17 protein-coding genes are annotated in these 24,082 nt (G+C 36.3%); 3 read left to right on the top strand and 14 right to left on the bottom strand.

What is annotated here, in order from left to right; translation table 11 throughout:
• Window positions 1-8: 8 nt before the first annotated feature.
• Window positions 9-1,328 (top strand): CoA-disulfide reductase, encoded by a 1,320-nt coding sequence (locus OCL94_RS01470; protein ID WP_262993809.1) that lies wholly within the window; start codon window positions 9-11, stop codon window positions 1,326-1,328.
• Window positions 1,329-1,494: 166 nt separating this feature from the next.
• Here OCL94_RS01470 and OCL94_RS01465 read toward each other — a convergent pair whose 3' ends face one another.
• The 10 genes from OCL94_RS01465 to OCL94_RS01420 all read right to left on the bottom strand — a co-directional run bounded on the left by OCL94_RS01465 (window position 1,495) and on the right by OCL94_RS01420 (window position 15,622).
• The gene (locus OCL94_RS01465; protein ID WP_262993807.1) at window positions 1,495-2,907 is read right to left on the bottom strand and encodes an alpha-amylase family protein; all 1,413 of its coding nucleotides are present in this window, start codon (window positions 2,905-2,907) and stop codon (window positions 1,495-1,497) included.
• 122 nt (window positions 2,908-3,029) lie between these two features.
• Window positions 3,030-3,416, bottom strand: coding sequence for a YisL family protein (locus OCL94_RS01460; protein WP_262993805.1), 387 nt, complete (start codon window positions 3,414-3,416; stop codon window positions 3,030-3,032).
• 245 nt (window positions 3,417-3,661) lie between these two features.
• Entirely contained in the window at window positions 3,662-4,561 is a 900-nt protein-coding gene (locus tag OCL94_RS01455) for a fumarylacetoacetate hydrolase family protein (RefSeq protein WP_262993802.1), read from the bottom strand.
• A gap of 69 nt (window positions 4,562-4,630) precedes the next feature.
• Window positions 4,631-5,662, bottom strand: coding sequence for a hypothetical protein (locus OCL94_RS01450; protein WP_262993801.1), 1,032 nt, complete (start codon window positions 5,660-5,662; stop codon window positions 4,631-4,633).
• The gene (addA, locus tag OCL94_RS01445) at window positions 5,659-9,123 is read right to left on the bottom strand and encodes a helicase-exonuclease AddAB subunit AddA (RefSeq protein ID WP_262993799.1); all 3,465 of its coding nucleotides are present in this window, start codon (window positions 9,121-9,123) and stop codon (window positions 5,659-5,661) included. The genes OCL94_RS01450 and addA overlap by 4 nt, the downstream gene beginning before the upstream one ends.
• The gene (gene addB / locus OCL94_RS01440; RefSeq protein ID WP_262993798.1) at window positions 9,083-12,463 is read right to left on the bottom strand and encodes a helicase-exonuclease AddAB subunit AddB; all 3,381 of its coding nucleotides are present in this window, start codon (window positions 12,461-12,463) and stop codon (window positions 9,083-9,085) included. The genes addA and addB overlap by 41 nt, the downstream gene beginning before the upstream one ends.
• 63 nt (window positions 12,464-12,526) lie before the next feature.
• A complete protein-coding gene (lepB, locus tag OCL94_RS01435) occupies window positions 12,527-13,087 on the bottom strand; it encodes a signal peptidase I (RefSeq protein WP_262993797.1) in 561 nt (186 codons plus the stop codon).
• A gap of 11 nt (window positions 13,088-13,098) precedes the next feature.
• On the bottom strand, window positions 13,099-13,584 hold the full coding sequence (lepB, locus tag OCL94_RS01430) for a signal peptidase I (protein WP_262993796.1): 486 nt from the start codon (window positions 13,582-13,584) through the stop codon (window positions 13,099-13,101).
• Window positions 13,581-14,180 carry a TVP38/TMEM64 family protein gene (locus tag OCL94_RS01425; protein WP_262993795.1) on the bottom strand — a complete coding sequence of 200 codons (600 nt, stop codon included), beginning with the start codon at window positions 14,178-14,180 and terminating at the stop codon, window positions 13,581-13,583. Before OCL94_RS01425 ends, lepB (OCL94_RS01430) begins: the two co-directional genes overlap by 4 nt.
• A gap of 98 nt (window positions 14,181-14,278) precedes the next feature.
• Window positions 14,279-15,622: a glucose-6-phosphate isomerase gene (locus tag OCL94_RS01420; RefSeq protein ID WP_262993794.1), complete on the bottom strand. Its 1,344-nt coding sequence runs from the start codon at window positions 15,620-15,622 to the stop codon at window positions 14,279-14,281.
• Window positions 15,623-15,936: 314 nt separating this feature from the next.
• On the opposite strand from OCL94_RS01420, the gene OCL94_RS01415 reads away from it, so the two are divergent.
• The gene (locus OCL94_RS01415) at window positions 15,937-17,139 is read left to right on the top strand and encodes an argininosuccinate synthase (RefSeq protein ID WP_262993793.1); all 1,203 of its coding nucleotides are present in this window, start codon (window positions 15,937-15,939) and stop codon (window positions 17,137-17,139) included.
• Window positions 17,132-18,508 carry an argininosuccinate lyase gene (gene argH, locus OCL94_RS01410; protein WP_262993792.1) on the top strand — a complete coding sequence of 459 codons (1,377 nt, stop codon included), beginning with the start codon at window positions 17,132-17,134 and terminating at the stop codon, window positions 18,506-18,508. The genes OCL94_RS01415 and argH overlap by 8 nt, the downstream gene beginning before the upstream one ends.
• A gap of 21 nt (window positions 18,509-18,529) precedes the next feature.
• Here the strand turns inward: argH and OCL94_RS01405 are convergent, their stop codons facing one another.
• From OCL94_RS01405 to pruA, 4 genes are all read right to left on the bottom strand, one after another.
• Window positions 18,530-19,690 carry an iron-containing alcohol dehydrogenase gene (locus OCL94_RS01405; RefSeq protein WP_262993791.1) on the bottom strand — a complete coding sequence of 387 codons (1,161 nt, stop codon included), beginning with the start codon at window positions 19,688-19,690 and terminating at the stop codon, window positions 18,530-18,532.
• Window positions 19,691-19,876: 186 nt separating this feature from the next.
• Window positions 19,877-21,124, bottom strand: coding sequence for a Glu/Leu/Phe/Val family dehydrogenase (locus tag OCL94_RS01400; RefSeq protein WP_262993790.1), 1,248 nt, complete (start codon window positions 21,122-21,124; stop codon window positions 19,877-19,879).
• A gap of 93 nt (window positions 21,125-21,217) precedes the next feature.
• Entirely contained in the window at window positions 21,218-22,411 is a 1,194-nt protein-coding gene (locus OCL94_RS01395) for an ornithine--oxo-acid transaminase (RefSeq protein ID WP_262993789.1), read from the bottom strand.
• A gap of 94 nt (window positions 22,412-22,505) precedes the next feature.
• A complete protein-coding gene (gene pruA / locus OCL94_RS01390; protein WP_262993788.1) occupies window positions 22,506-24,050 on the bottom strand; it encodes an L-glutamate gamma-semialdehyde dehydrogenase in 1,545 nt (514 codons plus the stop codon).
• Window positions 24,051-24,082 lie beyond the last annotated feature (32 nt).

Raw genomic sequence — 24,082 nt, 5'->3', positions numbered from 1 at the left:
GCGATAAGATGAAAGTGATTGTCGTCGGCGCAGTCGCAGGGGGTGCAACGGTTGCATCTCAATTAAGACGATTAAGTGACGCCGAAATTATCATTTACGAAAAAGACAGAGATATGAGCTTTGCAAATTGCGGTTTACCATATTACATTGGCGGTGAAGTGTCACTTCGCGATCAACTTGTTGCAACAACACCGGAACAATTTCAAAATGATAAGCAAATAACGGTAAAGACATATCATGAAGTGATGCAAGTGAATCCGATTGACAAGACGATTACCGTAAAAGACATTGCACACAATAAGACGTTCACAGATCATTATGATACTTTAGTGTTATCACCAGGTGCATCGCAAATTACGTTACCTGTATTAAATGCACCGCATGTATTTTCATTACGTAATTTAGAAGATACTGACCGAATTCATAATTATATTTCGACTGAAGGTGTGAAAGATATACTCGTTGTTGGTGCCGGTTATATCAGTTTAGAAATTATTGAGAATTTAAAGCACCGTGACTTAAATGTAACAATGGTCCATCGCAGTGACCATTTATTAAAGTCTATCGATAAAGATATGACAGAAACGATACCTGATTTATTAACGAACAACGCTGTTCGTGTGATGTTAAGCGATGAAGTGAAAGCATTAGATGGCAAGTCGGTTCATTTTAAATCCGGTCGAAAATTCAATTATGATATGATTATTTCAGCGATAGGTATTCAACCGAATACGGGATTTCTGCAAACGAGTGGCATTAAATTAACGGAAAGCGGACATATTCAAGTGAACGAATATTTTGAAACAAGTGATGCATCCATTTATGCTTTAGGCGATGCTATTCAAACGAAATATCGTCATGTTGATTATCCGGCACAAATTGCTTTAGCATGGGGAGCGCATCGTGCAGCAAATATCATTGCGCATAATATCGTCAAACCAAAAGCGCAAAGCTTTAAAGGATTACTTGGTACAAATATTATTCGACTCTTTGACTATACATTTTCAAGTGTTGGTATTACACCGGATTTGCTCGAACACTTCGATTATGAAGTCATTCGTCAAACGCAGAAGCAACATGCAGGCTATATGCCTGATGCGACACCCCTAACATTATCGGTTTATTTCGATAAGAAGACACGACAAATACTTCGCGCATCTGCATATGGTAAGGCAGGTGTCGATAAAAGAATCGATATTATTGCTACAGCGATCATCGGTGAATTAACGATTGATGATTTAAAAGATATCGAAATTGCTTATAGTCCTGTTTACAGCAGTCCAAAAGATATTGTGAATATGATTGGATATAAAGCTGAGACAAAATAAAAAAACCGCCGTAGCGGTTTTTTATTTTGAATTGAATTAGTTTAGAGATTAACGCCCATTCGACTGCCTCTAAACGGCGTCTCATGGGCAGACGCCTGATAAACTTCGACAAAGCTTTCAAATTCAAAGAGCAATTTTTCTGCTTTGTCTCCAGTTTACTTGCGTCTTAACGCCCATTCGACTGCCTCTCTGCTAAATATTTCTTTCTGTTACGCGATGCGCCGATAATAAATGCTGTAAATAATACGATAATAGTACCAGCAGCTATTAAATAACCGTTATTAAAGCCTTGATTTTTAACAATCGCATATAATTCTGCTTCTTCACGGTTCGTAATTAATGAGAAATGCTGATCTTTAAATCGTACACGGTCACCAATCAATAATCCGCTTAACATTTTATCTTTCGGTACTTGATCTGCTTTAAGCTGAACATTTGTCGCTTTACTCGTATTATTAATATTGTATACAAAATCTACTTTGTTCGTATTAAAATAAATCAATTGATTACCATCTTTGTTATAAATCACTTTTGATGTACCATCAAACATTTCACTATATTTCTCATATACTTTGTGCGTTTCAGCTAAATAATCGATTACTTCTTTATCCACTCGGAAATCAAGCAACTGGTGCATATCCGGCGCTTTATCCCCGTTCATAGCTATTTCTGTGCCATATGTCATACTGATTGGCATCTTTTGAATCATTAAATAGCTCATTAATTGTTTAATGCGCGTTCCCGGGAACATATTCTCATCTGCTGCATATTTAGTAAAGCGTTGCATAAAGAAATTGTCACTTGCCAGTAATTCATTAGCATCATAATGATCTGGAATCTTCTGATCTGTCGTCTTAAATGCATTCGCTAACGCTTTTGTCGTTGCTAATTTCTGTACATGTTTGAATCCTTCTACATGTATATCTTCATTTAAGATTGCAATCGTATCCACATTGTCCGGGAAGATAGCCTTCGCATCAACGCCGTCCTGCATCACATACATTGAAACACCATCAATATGATATTGCTCAACAAACTTTGTAATGGTTTGTTTGTATTTTTGCTGGTTGGCAGCATTCGTTAAATCAATAATTTTTGTATCTTTGAAATATGTTTGCTGAATATTGTTCATTTTTGTATTTGTAGCCGCCGAATAGCCTTCCGTTACAACTGCCGGCATATCAACATATACTTTCATATGCTGATCATGGGCTTTTTTGACTAATTTTTTAAACTGATTTTCGCCACCATACACTGCATCAATTGTTTCATAATTTTTAACTTTATAGCCTAAATAATCTTTTTGCTGTTTTTCAAATACTGGTGAAACATGAATCGTGTTAAATCCCATGTTTTGAATGTAGTCCATCTTATTAATAATACCGTTGAAATCTCCACCGTACGGAAGATTGTCATCCTTTTCATTATGAATATGTTTATTATTATCTTCATTTCCATTCATGAATCGGTCAACGATTAAACTATATATACGTAAATCCGGTTGTTGCGCTGCATAAGCACTATTATTCATTGTCCATAATAATGCCATTACTGCAATCAATGAAACAAGTTTCTTCATAATTCATTACCTCACTTTAGTCGTTACATTTGATTATACTAAAATAAAATGACATTGGGCTAAAATTCATAAAAAGTTCACGAATCAAAAAAGAACCTCAAACATTTGAGGTTCTTAAGTCATTATTTAAACATTGCAGTAATTGGGCCTAACGGTAAATGTACACCTAAGCCGATTGTAATAATCGCTGCTACAATCACCATATAGAAAAAGTTTCTTGATGGTTTCTTTCTTTTCTTACGTGCTAATGTCATTTCCATTAATCCGATTGTTAATAATCCAAATAAGAATTTAATACCATAGAGCATAGCATCTGCGTTCATTGCTTTAAAGAAGATGTAACATCCACTGACTACAGCAAGTAATGCAAATACACGTAATAGCATCATTAACGGTTTAAAGTATTGGCTAGGTCCTAAACGATCTGAAAAATTTTCATATGCCGCAAAAAAGACAATTAATAAAACAACCCAGCTCATGATGTGTAAATGTAACATACCATTAATCATATATGTTCCCCCTAATTTATATTTCATACTCATATAGTTTACCATACAATTTAAAATTAAGTGAATAATGTGTATGAATGAACATGTGTATGGGTTGTTTATCGCTCAGTCGGCATTTATTTAATATACGAGGGAGCGATATTACCGCTTTTTCTCTCCCACGACACTTCCCTACTTTACATAAACATTATCCATATAAATAAGACAGCATCATATATCATTCCGATGCTGTCTTATTCGTCTGTTTATTCTCCAACAGTATTCATTAACGTACCGATACCGTCAATTGTTACTTTAATTTCATCACCGCGTTTTAAATATAACGGTGGGTTCATCCCTGCACCTACACCACTAGGCGTACCTGTTGCAATCACATCGCCTGGATGCAGTGCAACATATTTCGAAATCTCAGCAATTAAATCATCAATCTTTAATACCATATCTTTCGTATTACCGTCCTGACGTATTTCATTGTTCACTTTCGTTACAATATTCGCATGTTCCGGTGCAGGTAATTCATCTTTCGTTACGATATATGGTCCCATCGGGCAGCCACCGATTAAACTTTTAGAAAGAAATGCTTGTGAATGTTCTTTCTGTAGGTCACGTGCTGTAATATCATTAATAATTGTATAACCATACACATAATCTAATGCCATTGCTTTCGGAATCTTATGTCCGTATTTACCAATGACTACTCCAAGTTCTCCTTCATAATCCAGAGCGTTTGTTACATCACTGTGTGAAGGAATGACGTTACCATCTCCAATTAAGCTTGACGGTGCTTTCGTAAATACATATAATTTGTCTACTTCATTATTTAATTCAGAAGCATGTTCTGCATAGTTACGGCCAACTGCAATCACATTATTCGTTGGTGTAACTGGTGGTAAGAATTGAATTGCAGTGAAATCATACTTATATTCGGCTTTCTTATCAGATGCCTCTACTTTTTCAATTGTAGCGCGTACTAATTCCTGAAAGTCGACTGTATTATTTTGTTGCAACGCTTCAAGTAACGTCTTAGGATAATCCCCTTCTTTGAAGTCTGCAAATACTTTCACTAAATCCCATGCTGCATCTTCACGTTTCACTTTAACGCCGTACGTTACTTTATCATTGATCTTAAATGTTAAAAACTTCATTCATCAACACTCCTCTTCTATGTTGTCCCTATTATACAGAATATTTGAATATCTTTCATGCTTTTATGTTTATTTAATGTGATTTCTTTTAATCAATATCACATTCAGCACAACATAAATGAAAGCAAACACGCAACCTGCAATGATTGAGTACTGTAATAACTGCACAATCGTTTGAGCTGGATACGGTAATTTGCCGATTCCCGTAAACAACGCATACACAACACCATCAACCAACAGTATCATCGCAATAAATAATGAAATGTGAAATGTTGGTACTGCCTGTTGCTGTTCAAAATATTGCACACAAATCAACACCATCAATATGAGTCCTAGCCCTTGTAAGCTTGATCCTGTCAATGTTAGCATAAACTGCAGAAATAATAATGATACTTTAAATACCATTAATTTCAAAGTTGTGCCGATGATGAGTGCAGTCAATGCCTGAATCATCATATTGATAGATTTATCGCGTTGCTTAGCATGATATTGTCCCATCAACATGCCAGGCATCAGTCCAGTGATGAATACGAATAAGTAATACGCCAAATGATGAATAAAGTAATCGATATTCAGCATAATATAGTCAACGATGTGATGTTTATTGTTTACCTCAATGAATTTCTGGAATTGATTAATATTCAAATATGATTCGTAATCCCAGTACATCATCGCCACAGGAATGATCACAACAAAAATTGCAATACTATAAATACCCATCGTAATAGATAATAACTTCATCTGGCTTAAGTGTTTGTCACGAAGTATTCTGGCAATCACCAATGCTAATGCAATCCACAAAATAATACTCATACGATGCATTAATAATGACAAACATAATCCAAACACGACAAATATAATTAGCGTCTTCATAGTAAAGCGTTCTATTTGTTGACTGTGATATCCGATAATAAATCCAATCATACTTACATTTATCAATAGAATCATCAAAATGTACAGTGCCATCGTTGGTAATTCCATCGCGTTGTAATATTCGAATGGATTAATCAGTTCTATCGGTTGATTCATAAAATAGGCAGCACTTAATGTGTATAAAATTAACGGTATTGCATACAATCCAGAAACAAGCCACTGCCTCATACTGTCACCTCTACTAATCCACCTTCAAAGAAATATAAATAAGGTGTCACTTGCACATTCAGTACTGCTTCAAGCGCTGCCTTGTAATATTTCATTTGTATCGTATATTTTTCTGCCATTGATTGTAACGTTGCTTCTTTTGAAAGGCCTAAACGCTGAATCACTTTATCCGTCTTATAATCCAGCATATAATAGTGCCCATCGTATTTAAATACGCAGTCGATCATCCCCTGAACAAGTTGATCTGGATGCGCATCCACTAAATATTGCTTACCGATAACGAACGGTAATTCGTGATATACTTCTTCTGCATTTATCATCATGTCAAATATGTTGGATTGCATAAACGTATGAATTTGTTCAATATTAATAAATGGCACATCTTCCGCCTGAATGAGTCTTTTATCAACTAAACTTTGTATGAACACATGGAGTTCTTGTTGCGTCATCTTTTGTTGTGGTAAATGTTGCATGATTAAATGCATTAACGTCCCGATTTCCTGCGCTGTCTTTTTCTGTTCAGCCATAAATTTCGGACGATCATATTGCTTCTTCCCAAGCTTATATTGATTTACGTATGTCCAGGTCATACGTTCATCGTCAGCTTCCGCTTTCTTAATATCCGACACACTTTCTTTCGTTGGTAAAGTAAATTCATGCTTATATCGATACTCATACTGATTTAAATCATCCAGCCATTCAACCGTTGTTGCTGCTGATTCATTTGTGTCAGCAAACTGCTTTGCTTCAGGTAATGTAAGTGAAGATATCATTTGCACTGCAATATTTAACGGTGCATCCGGCTGAAGGATAGCTGGTAATATAAATGATAAAGGAGATGAAGCATTCATTCGGTAAAACAAATCAAGCTTATGATCCATATCAATATTGCGAAACTTATCCATTGCTTCTTCAGACTTAATCGAACCTAATAATATTAACTTCTCACGCGCTCTCGTAAATGCGACATACATTAAGCGCAGTTCTTCAGAAATTTGTGATAGCTTTAAATAATGTTTAAACACTCCATTTAACATTAACGGAAATGATGCATTCGCACTGGCATCATAATAATTGATCGCAAGTCCCAAACGTTGATCGAGCAACACTTCCGATTGCGTATCTCTTAAATTAAACTTCTTATTTAATCCTGCATATATTACAAATGGGAATTCTAAACCTTTCGAAGCATGAACCGTCATCATTCGCACAACGTCCGCTTCATCTGAAATGATATTCACTTCGCCGAAATCTTTATTATGCTGCAGCATATTATCAATATATCGGATAAACTGGAATATCCCGCGATAACTCGACTGTTCAAAGTGATCAGCTAAACTCAACAAACGCTTTAAATTCGCTTCTCGTTGATGTCCACCAGCTAATAACAAATACTTCTCTATAAAATGCGTATCCTCATAAATATAGGCAATTAATTGTCCGACGCTCATTGTTTGCTGACACTGTCTGTAATCGGCAATATCACTTAATACTTTATTTACTTTTGTTTTTAATGCGTCATTTTGTCCACTCTCTTGATACTGTAATAAATTTTGGTACAAATATATCGTCGTATCATTACCACGTATTTCAGCTAATTCATCTGCACTGAACTGATAAATGATACTGCGCAGGACGCCAGCTAACGGAATATCTTGTAATGGATTATCGATAACGCGTAATAAACTCATCATCGATTCAATCTCATCTGTCTTAAAATAACCTTCTTTACTGCTGACATGGAACGGAATATTATATAACTTCATCACTTGCATATGATTTACCGCATTACTGAAACCACGCTCAAGAATTGCGATATCTTTATACGTCGCTTTACGGTAGGCTTGAAGTTTGACATCATATACTTGCTCTTCACGCACAATTTGTTCAATACGCTGTGCTATGTAATGACTTTCTGCATGTTCAAGCGTGACATCTTCTTTATTAATAACAACCATTTCTGTCGTTTGCGGTAATTCATCATAAGGTGCACCGTAATATAACTTTTGTGCATCATCATAGTCGATATCACCAACTGTGGCATCCATAATACGTTCAAAGATGGCATTCGTATCTTCAATGACCGATACACGTGAGCGGAAGTTTCTTGATAATTCAACAACCTTACCTGTTTGATTCGCTTTAAAATCGGCGTATTTCTGCAAGAATAATTCCGGTTCGGCCTGTCTGAATTTATAAATCGATTGTTTCACATCACCTACCATAAATAAGTTCCCTTGTGATTCGGGATGTTTCTTAATCGCCTGGATGATACTTTCCTGTACACGATTCGTATCCTGGTACTCATCTACTAATATTTCATGGTAATGGTCACGTAAGTTCAGTGCAATTTCTGTCGGTTCATTATTGTTTAATAATATTTTTAGAGCGAAATGCTCATAATCACTAAAGTCAATAATTTTACGTTCACGTTTTAATTGACTGAACCGATCAATGACTAGTTCTGTTAATAACGTGAGCGCCGAAACTTCTCCGTACATCGCCTGAATATCTTCTGCCATTTCAGCAGGTGGCGCGTAAACAAGTGATTGTAAATCGGCGATCATGGATTTCACTTGTGCTAAATCATTTGTAATATACATATTCATTACTTTCGCTTCCGGATCATCACTTGTCTTCACAGATGGCTTTCTGCCAAATTGTATACTTTGAATCTTTTCAAACTGAGCATCAAGGTTATCCGGCATTTCAAGTGCTGCATCTATGTCCTGTAAATACGATAATGTCTTATCAAATGCTTCACTGATACAATAATTTTCAGCGCGACGAATTAACTGACGGGCTTGTTGTAAAGTATTGTTTACGAGTATGCTCAGTTGTTCAAAATGTGCATCATGAACGTTTGCCGTTTTGTATGCATTGCTTATTGCATTGAGCCACTCATCGGGTGCACTATTTGCAATAGCATAGTAATACATCTTCTCCAGCAATTTACGTAAAGTGTCATCACTACGCTCATTCGTTAAATGAAGAATGAGCTTTAACTGATGTTCGTCTAAACTTTCATAAGCTTGTTCTAATACGTCATCTATTGCCTGCATCAGTAGTAGCGACATTTCTTCGTCATTACCCGTCCTGAATGTAGGATCTAAATCAATTGTGTAATAATACTTTTCAATTAAGTTCAGACAGAATCGGTGCAAAGTCGATATTTCTGCCTGATGAATCTTCACAAGTTGACGTTTCAAATGTTCTGTCGGATTGTCTTTCACCTCATTGATTAAACGTGCATGAATACGTTCCCGCATTTCTTTCGCACTTGCATTTGTAAAGGTAACAACAAGCATTTCATCGATATTGATTTGTTTGTCAATGATTTTTCGAATAATACGTTCTACAAGGACAGCCGTCTTACCACTCCCCGCAGCTGCAGAAACAAGCGTGTCCTGTCCAAATGTATCAATTGCCTGTTGCTGATCTTTCGTCCATGTCATGGCCATCTGTTTGTTCTCCTTTCAACAACGCTTCAATTGGATCGAGCTTTTCATCTTTCTTACGAATATCTTCAGCATTTAATATCGGATCAAGATGACAAACTGCTTTAAATTCACAAAAATCACACGGTAATTTATTGTCGTACGATAACGGTTTAATGCTGCAATCACCTGCGAGTACATTTTCAGCGGTACTTTTAAAATTGTTTCGATTGTGCTGAATAAAGCGCTGCAATACTTCTACTGGTAATACTTTTGACGCTGCTGTAAATTCCCCTGACTTTTTAAGGCTGACAGGAATCACTTCTGATTTATTCGTTTCTGTAATCAGTTCATCAAAGTAAGGTAACACATCATAATCATCGATGATATAGCCTTCCATTTTATATTGCGCTGCACGTCTCTGGATTAAATCCTGATCTAAATCACGTTTACTATCGAGTTTAAGCTTCGGTTCAAAGACATGGAAATACAACATGCCCGCAGGTATTGTATTGTCTTTTAAGCCGAGTGCGGATTTATTTTGTAATACGACATCCATATACGTCATCATTTGCATTTGAATACCGTAATATACTTTACGCAAATCAAGTTTCGTATGCCCTGATTTATAATCAATAATCGATACATAATCATGATCCAGTTGCTTTAATATATCAATCCTATCAATTTGTCCGCTAATTTCTATGCGCTTTCCACCTGATAATTCAAGGTGCTGGCTCTTTAACGCGCCATTCTTACCGAAACGTGTTTCAAATTTCGACATCTTAAATTGACTCTGTTTCTGATGTGCCTGAATCATCAGAAAAGTGTCTGTCAGCATAGCTTCAATCTTTAAGATCATAAAGCGATAATGTTGTTTAGAATACATGATTTCAAACTGAACAGCTGGTAAATGTTGCGCCAAATATTGGCGTATGGCTTGACGGATATCTTCTTTTGAAACAGTGAATAATTGTGTTTTGAATATTTCACCTAAATAAGCAAGTACTTCATGATAAATATTTCCGAGCTGGAAGCTTTGTAGTTCAAAGTTGTCACGTTGTCTTAATCGTAAACCATGGCCAGCAAAGTGTTTAAAGGCACACTGATTAAAGTTCTCAAAGCGCGAAACACTCGCTTTAATGACGTCACCATATAATGTATTGACATGAGCTCGCTGCAACGGTTCAGTTTGATTGCGATAACGACTTAAATCAAATATATCAGCATAACCATGCGTTTTATAATATTGAACAATCGGTTGCCAGATTTGCGTTTCATAATGATGCGCAACGGTACTAATCCCCGTTGGAATGGTCGTAATTAATTCGTTTGGTGCAAAGTCACGCGCGTATTTAAATGTTACACAATTTAATGCTTTCAAGTCATTCACGTATGGCGAAGGACGCATCGCTTCGTATGATGCATTCATTAAACTATAGGATAAATATAATTGATCCGTTGCATGTGTCATAGCAATATATGCCACGAATCGTTCATCCTGTGTTAATAGGTCAGTCGTTGGAGCGAGCTTCAATCCCCCAATATCAGAGATTTCGCGCTTTTCGTTGTCTGTAATAATCGCATCTTCTTTAATTCGACGTGGCAATATGTCATCATTAAAACCACAAATAAAGACAATTTTTTTATTTTCAACTTTCGCTAAATCCATATTTAAGATTTGAATTTGATCCAGACCTTGTGGTGCTGCACTAAATTCAAGCGCCTCAAAACCAACATCTAATATTTCAGCCATCGCTACATAAGATAATGTACGATCATGCAACACTTGTACGAAATCATCGAGTACTTGATTGATACCTGTGAGCAATTGATCAAATTCCAACGCTTTATAGTTCTGGCCGCTATCGCGCATTTTCTCTTTGTTTGACATTAAATATTCTGGGAGTTGTATCTTCAATAAAAATTGATATAACACTGTCGCAAACGATTTAGCATCACTTGCTGCTATTAATGATTGTCTTAACTCTTCAATTAACGTCACCGTTTGGTCAACATATATTAAGAATTGATCCCATACTTCTGTCGAATACATATCCTCTTTACTATAGTTTAATTTTCTTTTCTCAATTAAATCTTTGTAATGCATGCCTCGTGTTATCATGACATTTTCAAGCATATCGACAAATTGATGATGATTGATATCGACACTTTTCGACACTAAACCTGTCTTTAACGCTCTAAAAAAATGCTCAATTTGATATGTATGCTTAAAGAAATCGAGTAATGAACGGATTAATTCAATACTATGATGATGATGCATCGATTCCTTCTTATCCGTGTGATATGGAATTTGCAATATTTGAGCTCGTTCTATCAATGCTGTTGCAAAAGCTTCATCACGATATAATATCGCCATATCTTTATAACGGTAATTCTCTTTACCTAAATTATATATTTTATGCATAATCGCATTGACTTCTGCCTGTACACTTTCCGCTTCTAGAATCGTTATACTGTCCTGAGGCGTATCACTTATTTGCAGTGCATCAAAATTACTTTCTAAATGCTGAAGTGCCGGATTTTGATATCGATGTCTATGTTGCATTGGCTGTATTGCGTAGTCAATGTGAGCGTCATTTAAATACGCAATGATACTATCGTATGTTTCTTTCGTTTTGCGGAACAAATCACCAGGTACTTCCGGATCGATTGTTAATGCAATCGTCACAGACTTCGCATGTTGACAAAGCGCTAAAATGACTAAATATTCAATCGTCGTAAAGTTGTAAAAACCATCAATATATATATCCGCGTGTTGTATCGTATCAGATTGATTAATTAAATCAATTAAATGGTATAGCGTGTCTTCACTTTGCATAAATTCATTGTGCATTGCTTGATTCAGCGCATCATAAACGAGTGCGATGTCGTGCAATTTATCTTGCGTGCGAACATCGAGTTGGCCATCTGCTACCGCATGAAGTTGCGTAGCTGATACGTTATATTTCTTTAGTTCACTAATCGTCTGAGATAATTTCTGACTGAAACCATAATATTGACTTGACGTTTGAAATCGTTTGAGCGAGGACTGATGTTGCATCATCACATCATACGTCATCATCTCAATGCCTGCTTTAGAAATCGGTGTTAAATCCACACCGCCTAGTTCGCTCTTTAAACGCCAGTACAATCGGTCAAATGAGTAAATTGCTGTTCGCATACTCCCTTTAATCGATGAATCATGACTTAGCGCTTGTTCTATCGAAAATGTACTTTGCCTCGGCGCAATCATAATAATAGGATCACCTAAAGGCTGTTGTTTTAGCTTTGTCTTAATTGATTCGATAATTGTATGAGTCTTGCCTGTTCCACGTCTTCCTAATAAAAAGTTAACGGTCATCTTCGTTGCCTCCTAAAAAAAATACACTTTTTATAATTAAAATTATAAAAAGTGCGTGGCGCTTTACTTTGGATCAAAATTATAATGGAATGCGCTGAATGGCCAGTAACGCAATGTCACTTCACCAACAACATCCTTTTCGTTAATCAAACCGAAAAATCGACTATCTTTACTCATCTCACGATTATCGCCTAAAACGAGAAGTTTCCCTTTCGGAATCGTATCTTTTCCTTTAGTATTCACTAAATCTTTGACACTAAAATTTTCTGTAAGTAATATATTGGTCTTTGCTATTTTGTTTTCTTCAAGATACGGTTCTTCTACTTTCTTTCCATTAACAAATAAGTCATCTTCTTTATATTCAACAGTATCACCTGCACGTCCGATGACACGTTTCACATAATCATATTGCTTATCGGCATGGAAGACGATAATATCACCTTTATGAATATCACCAAGTGTATAGCCTATTTTATTTACAATTACTTTTTCACCATCTTTAAGTGTCGGGTCCATCGAACTGCCCTTTACGGTATATGTCACAAAAAGAAATTGATTTACAACAAATATTAAGGCTAATGCAACAACGATAGCAATCAGCCATTCTAAAATTTCTTTCTTCAAATTGCCACCTCTTAATTTTTATTATGCCAGTACGTATAGATTACTTTGCCTATCATTTGTTCTCGCTTAATACAGCCAAATGTTCTGGAATCCATACTTTCATCCAGATGATCGCCTAACACGATATAGCAGTTCTGTTCTACTGTTCTATCATGGGATGCTTCATATACGAGCGCTTGAAGCGATGCATCGTGATAACGTGTTCGATTGTCATTCACATAAAGGACGCCTCGATCAACTTTAATCGTATCACCCGGTGTTGCAACAATCCGCTTCACCATCACATCATTGGCATTCAATTTAAAAAAATATATATCATCGACGTGTGGTCGTCTAAAAATATCCATCCATTGATTGACGAGCACGCGATCTTTATGATTGAGTGTCGGTTCCATAGAGTGCCCATCTATGATGTAATTAGAAATAATAAAAGACCGTATAAAGACAATGCACAAAAGCGCAGAAATACAAGCAATGAGCCATCTTTTCACATTCATTTATGCACCTCATTGCGTGTCATTTGTCGCTCAATTATTTTTCCTAATCCCCACAATATAAATAATACTATAGCAACAATTATACTCTTTTTCGGTTCACGGACAAAGGAATAAATATCGTTCCCAATGAAACTTAACATAATGAGCATGACCGCTTTACTACACATCACTGCGATTAAATACGCTTTCTTATTCACAGTACTTAATCCCGCAACAACATTTACGACGCTGGACGGTGTGAACGGGAAACAGAGCAGTAGAAATAACGGCATCACACCTTTTTCATCGACACGCCGAATAAACTTTAACGTATGGGGGTGTTTATTTAAATGCCTAAGAAATTGATGTTGACCATACTTTCTCACGATTAAAAACACGATATAAGCACCACAAAAAGCGCCGAGCCACGTAATGATAAAACCCATAAATAGACCATATGTATTGACGTTAATAATTGCAAATAATGCAATCGGTAATATAGGTAAAAACGCTTCAATAAACGGTAATAAAAAGGCAATGATAATACCGAATGACTTGAACGTGTCAAAATAGCTTTGTATCGCTTCTTCACTAAAATAGTGCATAATAAAATCCATCAACGCCACCTACTCTCATCTTATTTTATCGAAATTTAGATGAAAGTGCATTAAAAAAGCCGGGACTTCTGTCCCAGCTTCTTGGCATTAATAAATTATTATTTTAATCGTGCTTCAAGTTCTGCTTTTTTATCTTCAAAGCCTGGTTTACCTAATAAAGCGAACATATTTTGTTTATATGCTTCAACACCTGGCTGGTTGAATGGATTCACTCCTAATAAGTAACCGCTCATCGCAACACTTAATTCAAAGAAATAAACCATATAGCCGAATGTAAACGCATCAAGTTGTGGCACTTCAACAACTAAGTTCGGCACGCCACCATCACTATGCGCTAAAATCGTACCCTGGAATGCTTTCGTATTTACGAAGTCTAACGTTTTACCTGCTAAGAAGTTTAAACCATCTAAATCGTTCTCATCTGCTTCAATTGTAATATCAGCACGAGGGTTTGCAACTTTAACAACTGTCTCGAAGATGTCACGACGACCTTCCTGAACATATTGACCTAATGAATGTAAATCAGTTGAGAAGTTCGCACTTGATGGATAGATTCCTTTAAAGTCCTTCCCTTCTGATTCACCAAATAATTGTTTCCACCATTCATTGAAATATTGAAGACTTGGTTCATAGTTGATTAACATTTCAATTGTATAACCTTTGTTATACAGTACATTACGAATCACAGCATATTGATAAGCAATGTTTTTCTGTAATTCATCTGAACTTAAATCAACTCGCGCTTGATCCGCACCTTGCATCATTGCTTCAATATCATGGCCACTAGCAGCAATCGGTAATAACCCAACAGCCGTTAATACTGAGAATCGGCCGCCTACGTCATCCGGTACGACAAATGTTTCGTAACCTTCAGTTGTTGCTAATGATTTTAAAGCACCTTTTGCCTTATCTGTAGTCGCATAAATTCTTTCTTTCGCGCCTGCTTTACCATATTTTTCTTCTAATAATTTCTTAAATACACGGAATGCAACTGCTGGTTCAGTTGTTGTACCTGATTTAGAGATGACATTGACTGAGAAGTCTTTATCTTTCACATATTCGATTAAGTCGCTTAAGTATGACGATGATAATTGATGACCCGCAAAAATGATTTGTGGCTTTCCTTGTTCAGACTTTAAGTGATCAAAGTGTTTGTTTAACATTTCAATCGCTGCACGTGCACCTAAATATGAACCACCAATACCAATTACAACTAATACTTCGCTATCTGATTGAATCTTCTTTGCAGCTGCTTGAATACGTGCAAATTCTTCTTTATCGTAATCTTTCGGTAAGTTAACCCAACCTAAAAAGTCACTACCAGCACCCGTTCCTTCGTGAATTGTACTGTGAATATTACTTACGATGGATTGCATTTGGTCTAATTCATGTGACCCAAAGAATGATGAAGCTGTACTGTAATCAAATTTAATATGTGTCATTGTAAGTCCTCCTGTTTATAAATTCACATTCATTGTACTCTATCCAAAGGTACATCTCAATGTTATCGCATTTTGTAAACGTATTCATATTTATAAATTTTAATATTTTATGACATTTTGTTTGTTGTTAAAATCATATTACTTTAGACGATACTTTTATGATAATAAAGCATAACAAACTAATATTTATACGATTTTCAGTATATTTAGCTTGATTATTATAATTTGATTTGTTAGTCTGTTATGTATATTCATTCAAAATAGTTAATAAAAATTAATAAAATTAACAAAACATAAATAAAGGAGAGATTGAAATGAAAGAAAAAGTTGTACTTGCTTATTCAGGTGGTTTAGATACGAGTGTTGCTATACAGTGGTTAATTGAAAAAGGATATGACGTTATTGCATGCTGTCTTGATGTTGGAGAAGGGAAAGATCTACAATCCGTTAAAGACAAAGCCCTCACTGTCGGCGCAATTGAATCAATAATGCTGGATAAAGTAGATGTTTACGCACAAGAATATTTAAGCTATGCCATTAAAGGTAATACTTTATACGAAAATACATATCCATTAATATCTGCATTAAGTCGCCCACTTATCGCAAAAGAATTAGTTGCAGTTGCCCATAAGTATCAGGCAAAGTATATTGCACACGGTTGTACAGGGAAAGGAAACGATCAAGTGCGTTTTGAAGTGGCGATACACAGTTTAGATCCAGCCATCAAGACACTGGCACCTGTTCGTGATTGGGGCTTTAGTCGTGAAGAAGAAATTGAATATGCAAAAGAACATAACATTCCCATTCCTATTAATTTAGATTCACCATATTCTATTGACCAGAATATATGGGGCAGAAGTAATGAGTGTGGCATTTTAGAGAATCCGTATATTGAACCGCCAAAAGATGCCTATGAATTAACGAAGTCACCTGAGGAAGCGGACGACACACCTCTTTATTTAGAGATCACATTTAAGGAAGGTCTGCCGGTTGCGATAGATGGTCAATCATTACCGCTTCATAAATTGATTCAACAGTTAAACCTATTAGGGGGACAGCACGGTGTTGGGCGTATTGATCACGTAGAGAATAGACTCGTCGGTATTAAATCACGTGAAGTCTATGAAGCACCAGGTGCAATGATAATTTTAGCAGCGCATCAAGCATTAGAAACGATCACATTAACTAAAGATGTACAACACTTTAAACCTTATATTGAACAACAATTTGCAAATTTGATTTATAACGGTCTTTACTTCTCTCCATTATCAGAACACATTAAAAATATGTTGAACGATATGCAACAATATGTGAATGGAAAAGTAAAAGTAAAACTGTATAAAGGGAATATTACAGTTGTTGGACGTAAAAGTGATAATTCTTTATATAACGAAAAACTTGCAACTTATACGAAAGAAGATGCGTTTAATCAACAAGCGAGTGTTGGTTTTATTGAAATTTATGAATTACCTACGAAACTTGCGACAGAAGTATATAGAGGTGATCTCAATGAGTGATGCATTATGGGGAGGCCGTTTTGAAGCTTCTATGGATAAACTCGTTGAAAAGTTTAACCAGTCTATTGATGTCGACAAGGCGTTATTTTATGAAGATATCGAAGGAAGTATCGCACACGTGACGATGTTAGGTGATTGCGACATTATTACACAAGAAGAAGCCCAGCAAATTAAAGGTGGCTTAAAAGAATTGGTAGCAGCATATGAAAACAATGAACTTACATTTTCATCACAATATGAAGATATTCATTTGAATATTGAACATCTACTTACTGAGCGCATTGGTGCTGTTGCTGGAAAATTACATACAGGTCGTTCTCGAAATGATCAAGTCGCTACAGATATGCACTTATATGCGAATAAAAAAGTAAAGTTAATCATAGATACAATCAATCAATTACAACGAAGTATAATACAATGTGCTGAGCAACATATCGACGTGATTATACCTGGATATACCCATCTGCAACGTGCTCAACCGATACTGTTCGCACATCATATGATGGCATATTTCTGGATGCTTGAGCGTGATAAACAAAGACTGACCGAAAGTTTAGCACGTATTAATGTTTCGCCACTTGGATCTGGTGCACTAGCGGGTACAACATATCCAATTAATCAACAGCAAACGAAAGATTTACTCTATTTCGATTCAGTCTATCCAAACAGTATAGATGCTGTAAGTGATAGAGATTATATTCTGGAAACAATGAATAATATCAATCTCGTTATGATGCATTTATCACGATTTTCTGAAGAAATTATATTATGGTGTTCGCATGAATTCAACTACATAACGTTAAGTGATGCGTATTCTACAGGATCATCAATAATGCCTCAAAAGAAAAATCCGGATATGGCTGAACTCGTACGTGGTAAGTCTGGCACAGTCGCAGGTAACTATATCGGTATGTTAATGACACTTAAAGCATTGCCACTTGCTTACAATAAAGATTTGCAGGAGGATAAACAACCTTTCTTTCACTCGATTGAAGCGTGTATTGATAGCTTAACAATATTCAGTGGTATGATAGCGACGATGACAGTTAATAAAGGGCATATCGCACAATTACTCGAACAAGACTTTTCTAATGCGACAGAACTTGCGGATTATTTAGCTGGATTTGGGATACCATTTAGAGAAGCACATGCGATTACAGGAAAACTCGTACGAGAATGTATTAAGAAGCATATCTTTTTACAAGACGTACCGTTAGAACATTATCAAGCGATTCATCCGGAAATTAATGATGAGATTTATACTATTTTACAGCCAAAATCAGCCATTGAAAGAAGAATAAATGAGAACGGTACGAGTACACAATCCGTACTCGCACAAATCAAAACAGGCAAGTCTAAGTTAATTTAGACTTGCCTGTTTTAAAAATCATTATAATGCCGCTTTATAAATCGCCATAATATCTTCTTTTTGTAATTTATAGAAGTTACCATATGGTCCGTAAATTAATGTTTTATCTGCAAATACTTCTAAGTCTTCTTCTTTCACGCCTACTTCAGATAATTTCGTTGGAGCTCCAAGAGATGACCAGAAATCTGAAATTGCATCGATACCGAAATTGATTTTCTCTTCATCAGAAAGATTTTGATCAACATTAAATACATCTTCAGCAAATTTAATGAAACGTGCTGGAGATTTCTTGCTAACGTAACGCATCCACTCAGGGAAGATGATTGCTAAACCAACACCGTGAGGAATATCGTAAACCGCACTAACTGCATGTTCTAAATTATGCGTTGCCCAGTCACCGTTGTATCCCATACGCATAAATCCATTTAATGCAACAGTAGCACCAAGCATTGTTGTCTCACGTGCTTCATAGTTCTCAGGTTGTTCCATTGCAACTGGACCAGCCATCATAATTGATTTCATTACGCCGCTAATCATTGCATCGCCAATTTCAGTATTTGTTGCTTCATTGAAATACTGTTCTAATAAGTGGCTCATGCTATCGATAATACCATTTGCTGTTTGGTTCTTCGGTAATGTGTATAATAATTCTGGATTTAATAAACTAAATTTAGGATAAACGAAAGGTGATCCCCATCCTAATTTCTCATTCGTTTCCCAGTTTGTAATAACACTGCCTGCATTCATTTCAGAACCTGTTGCTGAAATTGTCAATATTGTACCGAATGGAATCGCACTTTCAACTGTTGCTTTACGCGTTACGATATCCCATGGATCAACGTCACTTGTTGAAGCAGCTGCGATTAATTTCGTACCATCAATAACTGAACCCCCACCAACCGCTAATATAAAGTCGATATTGTTCTCTTTAACTGCCTGTACACCTTTCTTAACTGTTGAAAGACGTGGGTTGGGTTCAATACCAGCTAGTTCGAATATGTTGAATCCTTCTAATAATTTAATTACACGATCGTAAAGACCTGTCTTCTTAATGCTGCCACCACCATAAGTTATAAGGATATTTTTACCATCAGTAAATTTTTTAATCATATCTGGTAATTGGTCTGTACTTGTTTTACCAAAGACTAAAGTCGTTGGATTCTGGAATGTAAAATCGTTCATTTGTGTTTGCTCCTCTCTGTTTGGTTATATTGTATAAGATATTTTTAATTTTGTGTATTATTATGGCTTACGAAATTGGAGATCCTCCAATTTCGAGTTGAATTCTTGTTCTGAAATTGGGGATTCACCAATTTCGACCTCTATATAAACAAAAAAGACACACCCATCAGAGTGTGTCTAATCATCTTATGCCCATCCACGGTAACGTGCAGCTTCTGCTGTACGTTTAATACCAACGATGTATGCTGCTAAACGCATATCAATCTTTCTAGATTCAGCTAAAGAATAAACATTATCAAATGCTTTAACTAATTTTTCACGTAGTTTTTCATTTACTTCTTCTTCTGTCCAGTAGTAACCTTGGTTGTTTTGTACCCACTCGAAGTAAGATACAGTAACACCACCGGCACTTGCTAATACATCAGGTACTAATAAAATACCGCGTTCAGTTAAAATCTTAGTCGCTTCTGGTGTTGTTGGACCATTCGCTGCTTCAACAACAATCTCAGCTTTAATATCATGCGCATTATCTTTCGTAATTTGGTTAGAAATCGCAGCCGGAACTAAAATATCGCAATCTAACTCAAATAATTCTTTATTTGTAATTGTATCTTCAAAAAGGTTCGTTACAGTACCAAAACTATCACGACGATCTAATAAGTAATCAATATCTAATCCGTTTGGATCATGTAATGCACCGTGTGCATCTGAGATACCTACTACTTTAGCACCCATATCATATAAGAACTTCGCTAAGAAGCTACCTGCATTACCAAAACCTTGGATTACAACACGTGATCCCGCAATTTGTTTACCGCGACGTTTCGCTGCTTCTTCGATGGCAATGACAACACCTAATGCAGTAGAACGGTCACGTCCTTGAGAGCCACCTAAAACGATTGGTTTACCTGTAATGAATCCAGGAGAGTTGAATGCATCCATCATACTATACTCATCCATCATCCATGCCATAATTTGTGAGTTTGTAAATACGTCTGGTGCAGGAATATCTTTCGTCGGTCCTACGATTTGAGAAATCGCACGAACATACCCACGTGATAAACGTTCAACTTCATGAATACTCATTTGACGTGGATCACAAACGATTCCACCTTTACCACCACCGTATGGTAAATCAACGATACCGCATTTTAACGTCATCCACATTGATAAAGCTTTTACTTCATCTTCATCAACGTCTGGATGGAAACGTACGCCACCTTTTGTTGGTCCAACTGCATCATTGTGTTGTGCACGGTAGCCTGTAAATACTTTTACAGTTCCGTCATCCATTTTAACTGGGATACGTACTGTTAATAAACGTAATGGTTCTTTTACTAAATCGTACATACCTTCGTCAAATCCAAGTTTATCTAATGCTTCTTTAATAATATTTTGTGTAGATGATACTAAACTTGTAGTGTTTTCTGACATGTTATTCGCCCTCTTTTTTCATTCTTAAATACTTCTGTTGTTATTGTAACATATTTAAAATCTTTTAAAAGCTCTTTTTGAAAACGCTGTCATTTATTTTTCAAATACAGATTTAACTTTTTCAATTGCCCAGTCTAAATCTTCTTTAGAGATGATTAAAGGTGGCGCGAATCGAATCACTGTATCATGTGTTTCTTTACATAATAAACCTAATTCTTTTAATTGTTCACAGTAAGGACGTGCATTTTCAGTTAATTCAACACCGATGAATAAACCTTTGCCGCGTACTTCTTTAATGATTGGATTGTCGATTTCTTTTAATTTAGCCTGGAAATATTCACCTAACTCTAATGAACGTTCAGCTAATTTTTCATCAACTAATACGTCTAATGCTGCCATAGATACCGCACATGCTAATGGGTTCCCACCGAATGTAGAACCGTGACTTCCAGCATTAAATACTTCTAACACTTCTTTATCAGCTAATACACATGAGATAGGGAATACGCCGCCACCTAATGCTTTACCTAAAATATACATATCAGGTACAACGTTATCCCAATCAGTAGCAAATAATTTACCAGAACGTCCAAGACCTGCTTGAATTTCGTCAGCAATAAATAATACGTTATTTTCAGTACATAAGTCACGCACTTCTTTTAAGAAACCATCATGAGGAATGTTGATACCCGCTTCACCTTGAATTGGCTCTAATAATACTGCTGCAGTGTTCGGCGTAATCGCTGCTTTAATTTGCTCGATATCACCAAAGTCAACTAATTTAAAGCCACCTAATAACGGACCATAACCACGTTGATATTCTGCTTCACTCGATAATGAAACAGCAGCCATTGTACGGCCGTGGAAGTTACCATTCATTGCGATAATTTCAGCTTGATCTTTTGCAACACCTTTCACATCATACGCCCAGCGTCGTGCTGCTTTAATTGCAGTTTCAACCGCTTCAGCACCCGTATTCATAGGTAATACCATTTCTTTACCTGCAAGCTTACAAATCTTTTCATACCATGGGCCAAGTTGATCACTATGGAATGCACGTGATGTTAATGTTACACGGTCCGCTTGATCTTTTAACGCTTGAATAATCTTAGGATGACGGTGACCTTGGTTAACTGCTGAATAAGCAGATAACATATCCATATATTTGTTTCCTTCAGGATCTTTTACCCATACACCTTCAGCTTCAGAAATAACGATTGGAAGTGGATGATAGTTTGGCGCACCGTAATGATTTGTGATTTCAATAATATCTTGTGATTTCGTCATTATTATTCTCCTTTGTTATAAAAGCAGTAGTGCCTGCACTACTGCTTTATTTAATTAAATATTTTATTGTGTAAAGACAAGTTCTAAAGCAATCTTATAACATTTCAGAAGTTGTTTTACCTTGCATGTGTAATACTAAATAGTCTGGTCCACCTGCTTTAGAGTCTGTACCTGACATTTTGAATCCACCGAATGGTTGGTATCCAACGATTGCACCTGTACATCCACGGTTGAAATATAAGTTACCTACGTGGAAGTCACGACGTGCTTCTTCTAAATGTTCACGGTTGTTTGTAATGACTGCACCTGTTAAACCATAATCTGTGTCATTTGCAAATTGAATCGCTTCAGTGAAGTCTTTCGCTTTAGCGATACCTACAACAGGGCCAAAGATTTCTTCTTGCATAATGCGGTCATCATGTTTAACATCAACGAATACTGTAGGATGAACAAAGTTTCCTACTGCTTCATCAGTTGTACCACCCACTAATAATTTACCTTCTTGTTTACCGATTTCGATATATTCTTTAATTTTGTTTAATGATTTTTCGTCGATCACTGGTCCCATAAAGTGTTCATTTGTTTCTGGGTTACCTACTGTTAATTTTTCAGCTTTTTCTTTTACTTTCGCTACAACTTCATCGTACACTTCTTCTAATACGATAGCACGAGAACATGCTGAACATTTTTGGCCAGAGAATCCAAATGCAGATTTTACGATTGATTCAGCAGCTAATTCTAAATCAGCTTCAGCGTCAACTACGATTGTATCTTTACCACCCATTTCAGCGATAACACGTTTTAAGTTTAATTGACCTTCGTGAACTTTTGCAGCACGTTCATAAATATGAACACCTACGTCACGACTACCAGTGAATGAGATGAAACGTGTATCAACATGATCCACGATGAAGTCACCGATGTCACGGCTTGAACCAGGGATGTAGTTTACGACACCTTTTGGCATACCTGCTTCTTCTAATACTTCAATGAACTTGTAAGCGACAACTGAAGTGTTTGAAGATGGCTTTAATAATACTGTGTTACCTGTTACAAGTGGTGCAACAGTTGTACCCGCCATAATTGCTAATGGGAAGTTCCAAGGTGAAATAACAACACCAACACCTAATGGAATGTAATCATAACGGTTGTATTCGCCTGGACGGCTTTCAACTTTAACACCGTCTTTAAGACGTAACATTTCGCGTCCATAAAACTCAAGGAAGTCAATACATTCAGCAGTATCTGCATCTGCTTCGTTCCATGGTTTACCTGCTTCTTTAATTAATAAAGCAGAGAACTCATGCTTTCTACGACGAATGATTGCTGCAGCGCGGAAAAGAATATCAGCGCGCATTGCTGGATCTGACTTTCTCCAAGATTCAAATGTTTCTTTCGCAATTGCCATCGCTTTCTCAGCGTGTTCTTGTGTCGCTTGAGATACGTGACCAATTGTTTCTTCTCTATTTGCAGGATTGAAAGAACGTAATTTGTTATCTGTTAAAATGCGTTCTCCACCGATTACTAATGGATAATCTTCTCCTAAATATGCGTTAACTGTTTCTAATCCTTTTAACATCGCTTGTTTATTTTCTTCGATGCTAAAGTCTGTGAATGGTTCGTGTTTGTACGAAATCATTACATTGCCTCCTCTTTGTTTGTTTAATAGAA

This window comes from Macrococcus capreoli, from assembly GCF_025628935.1.
GTDB lineage: Bacteria > Bacillota > Bacilli > Staphylococcales > Staphylococcaceae > Macrococcoides > Macrococcoides capreoli.
Note: the sequence above shows the minus strand (reverse complement) of the source record. Positions and strands in the feature narration are given on the sequence as shown.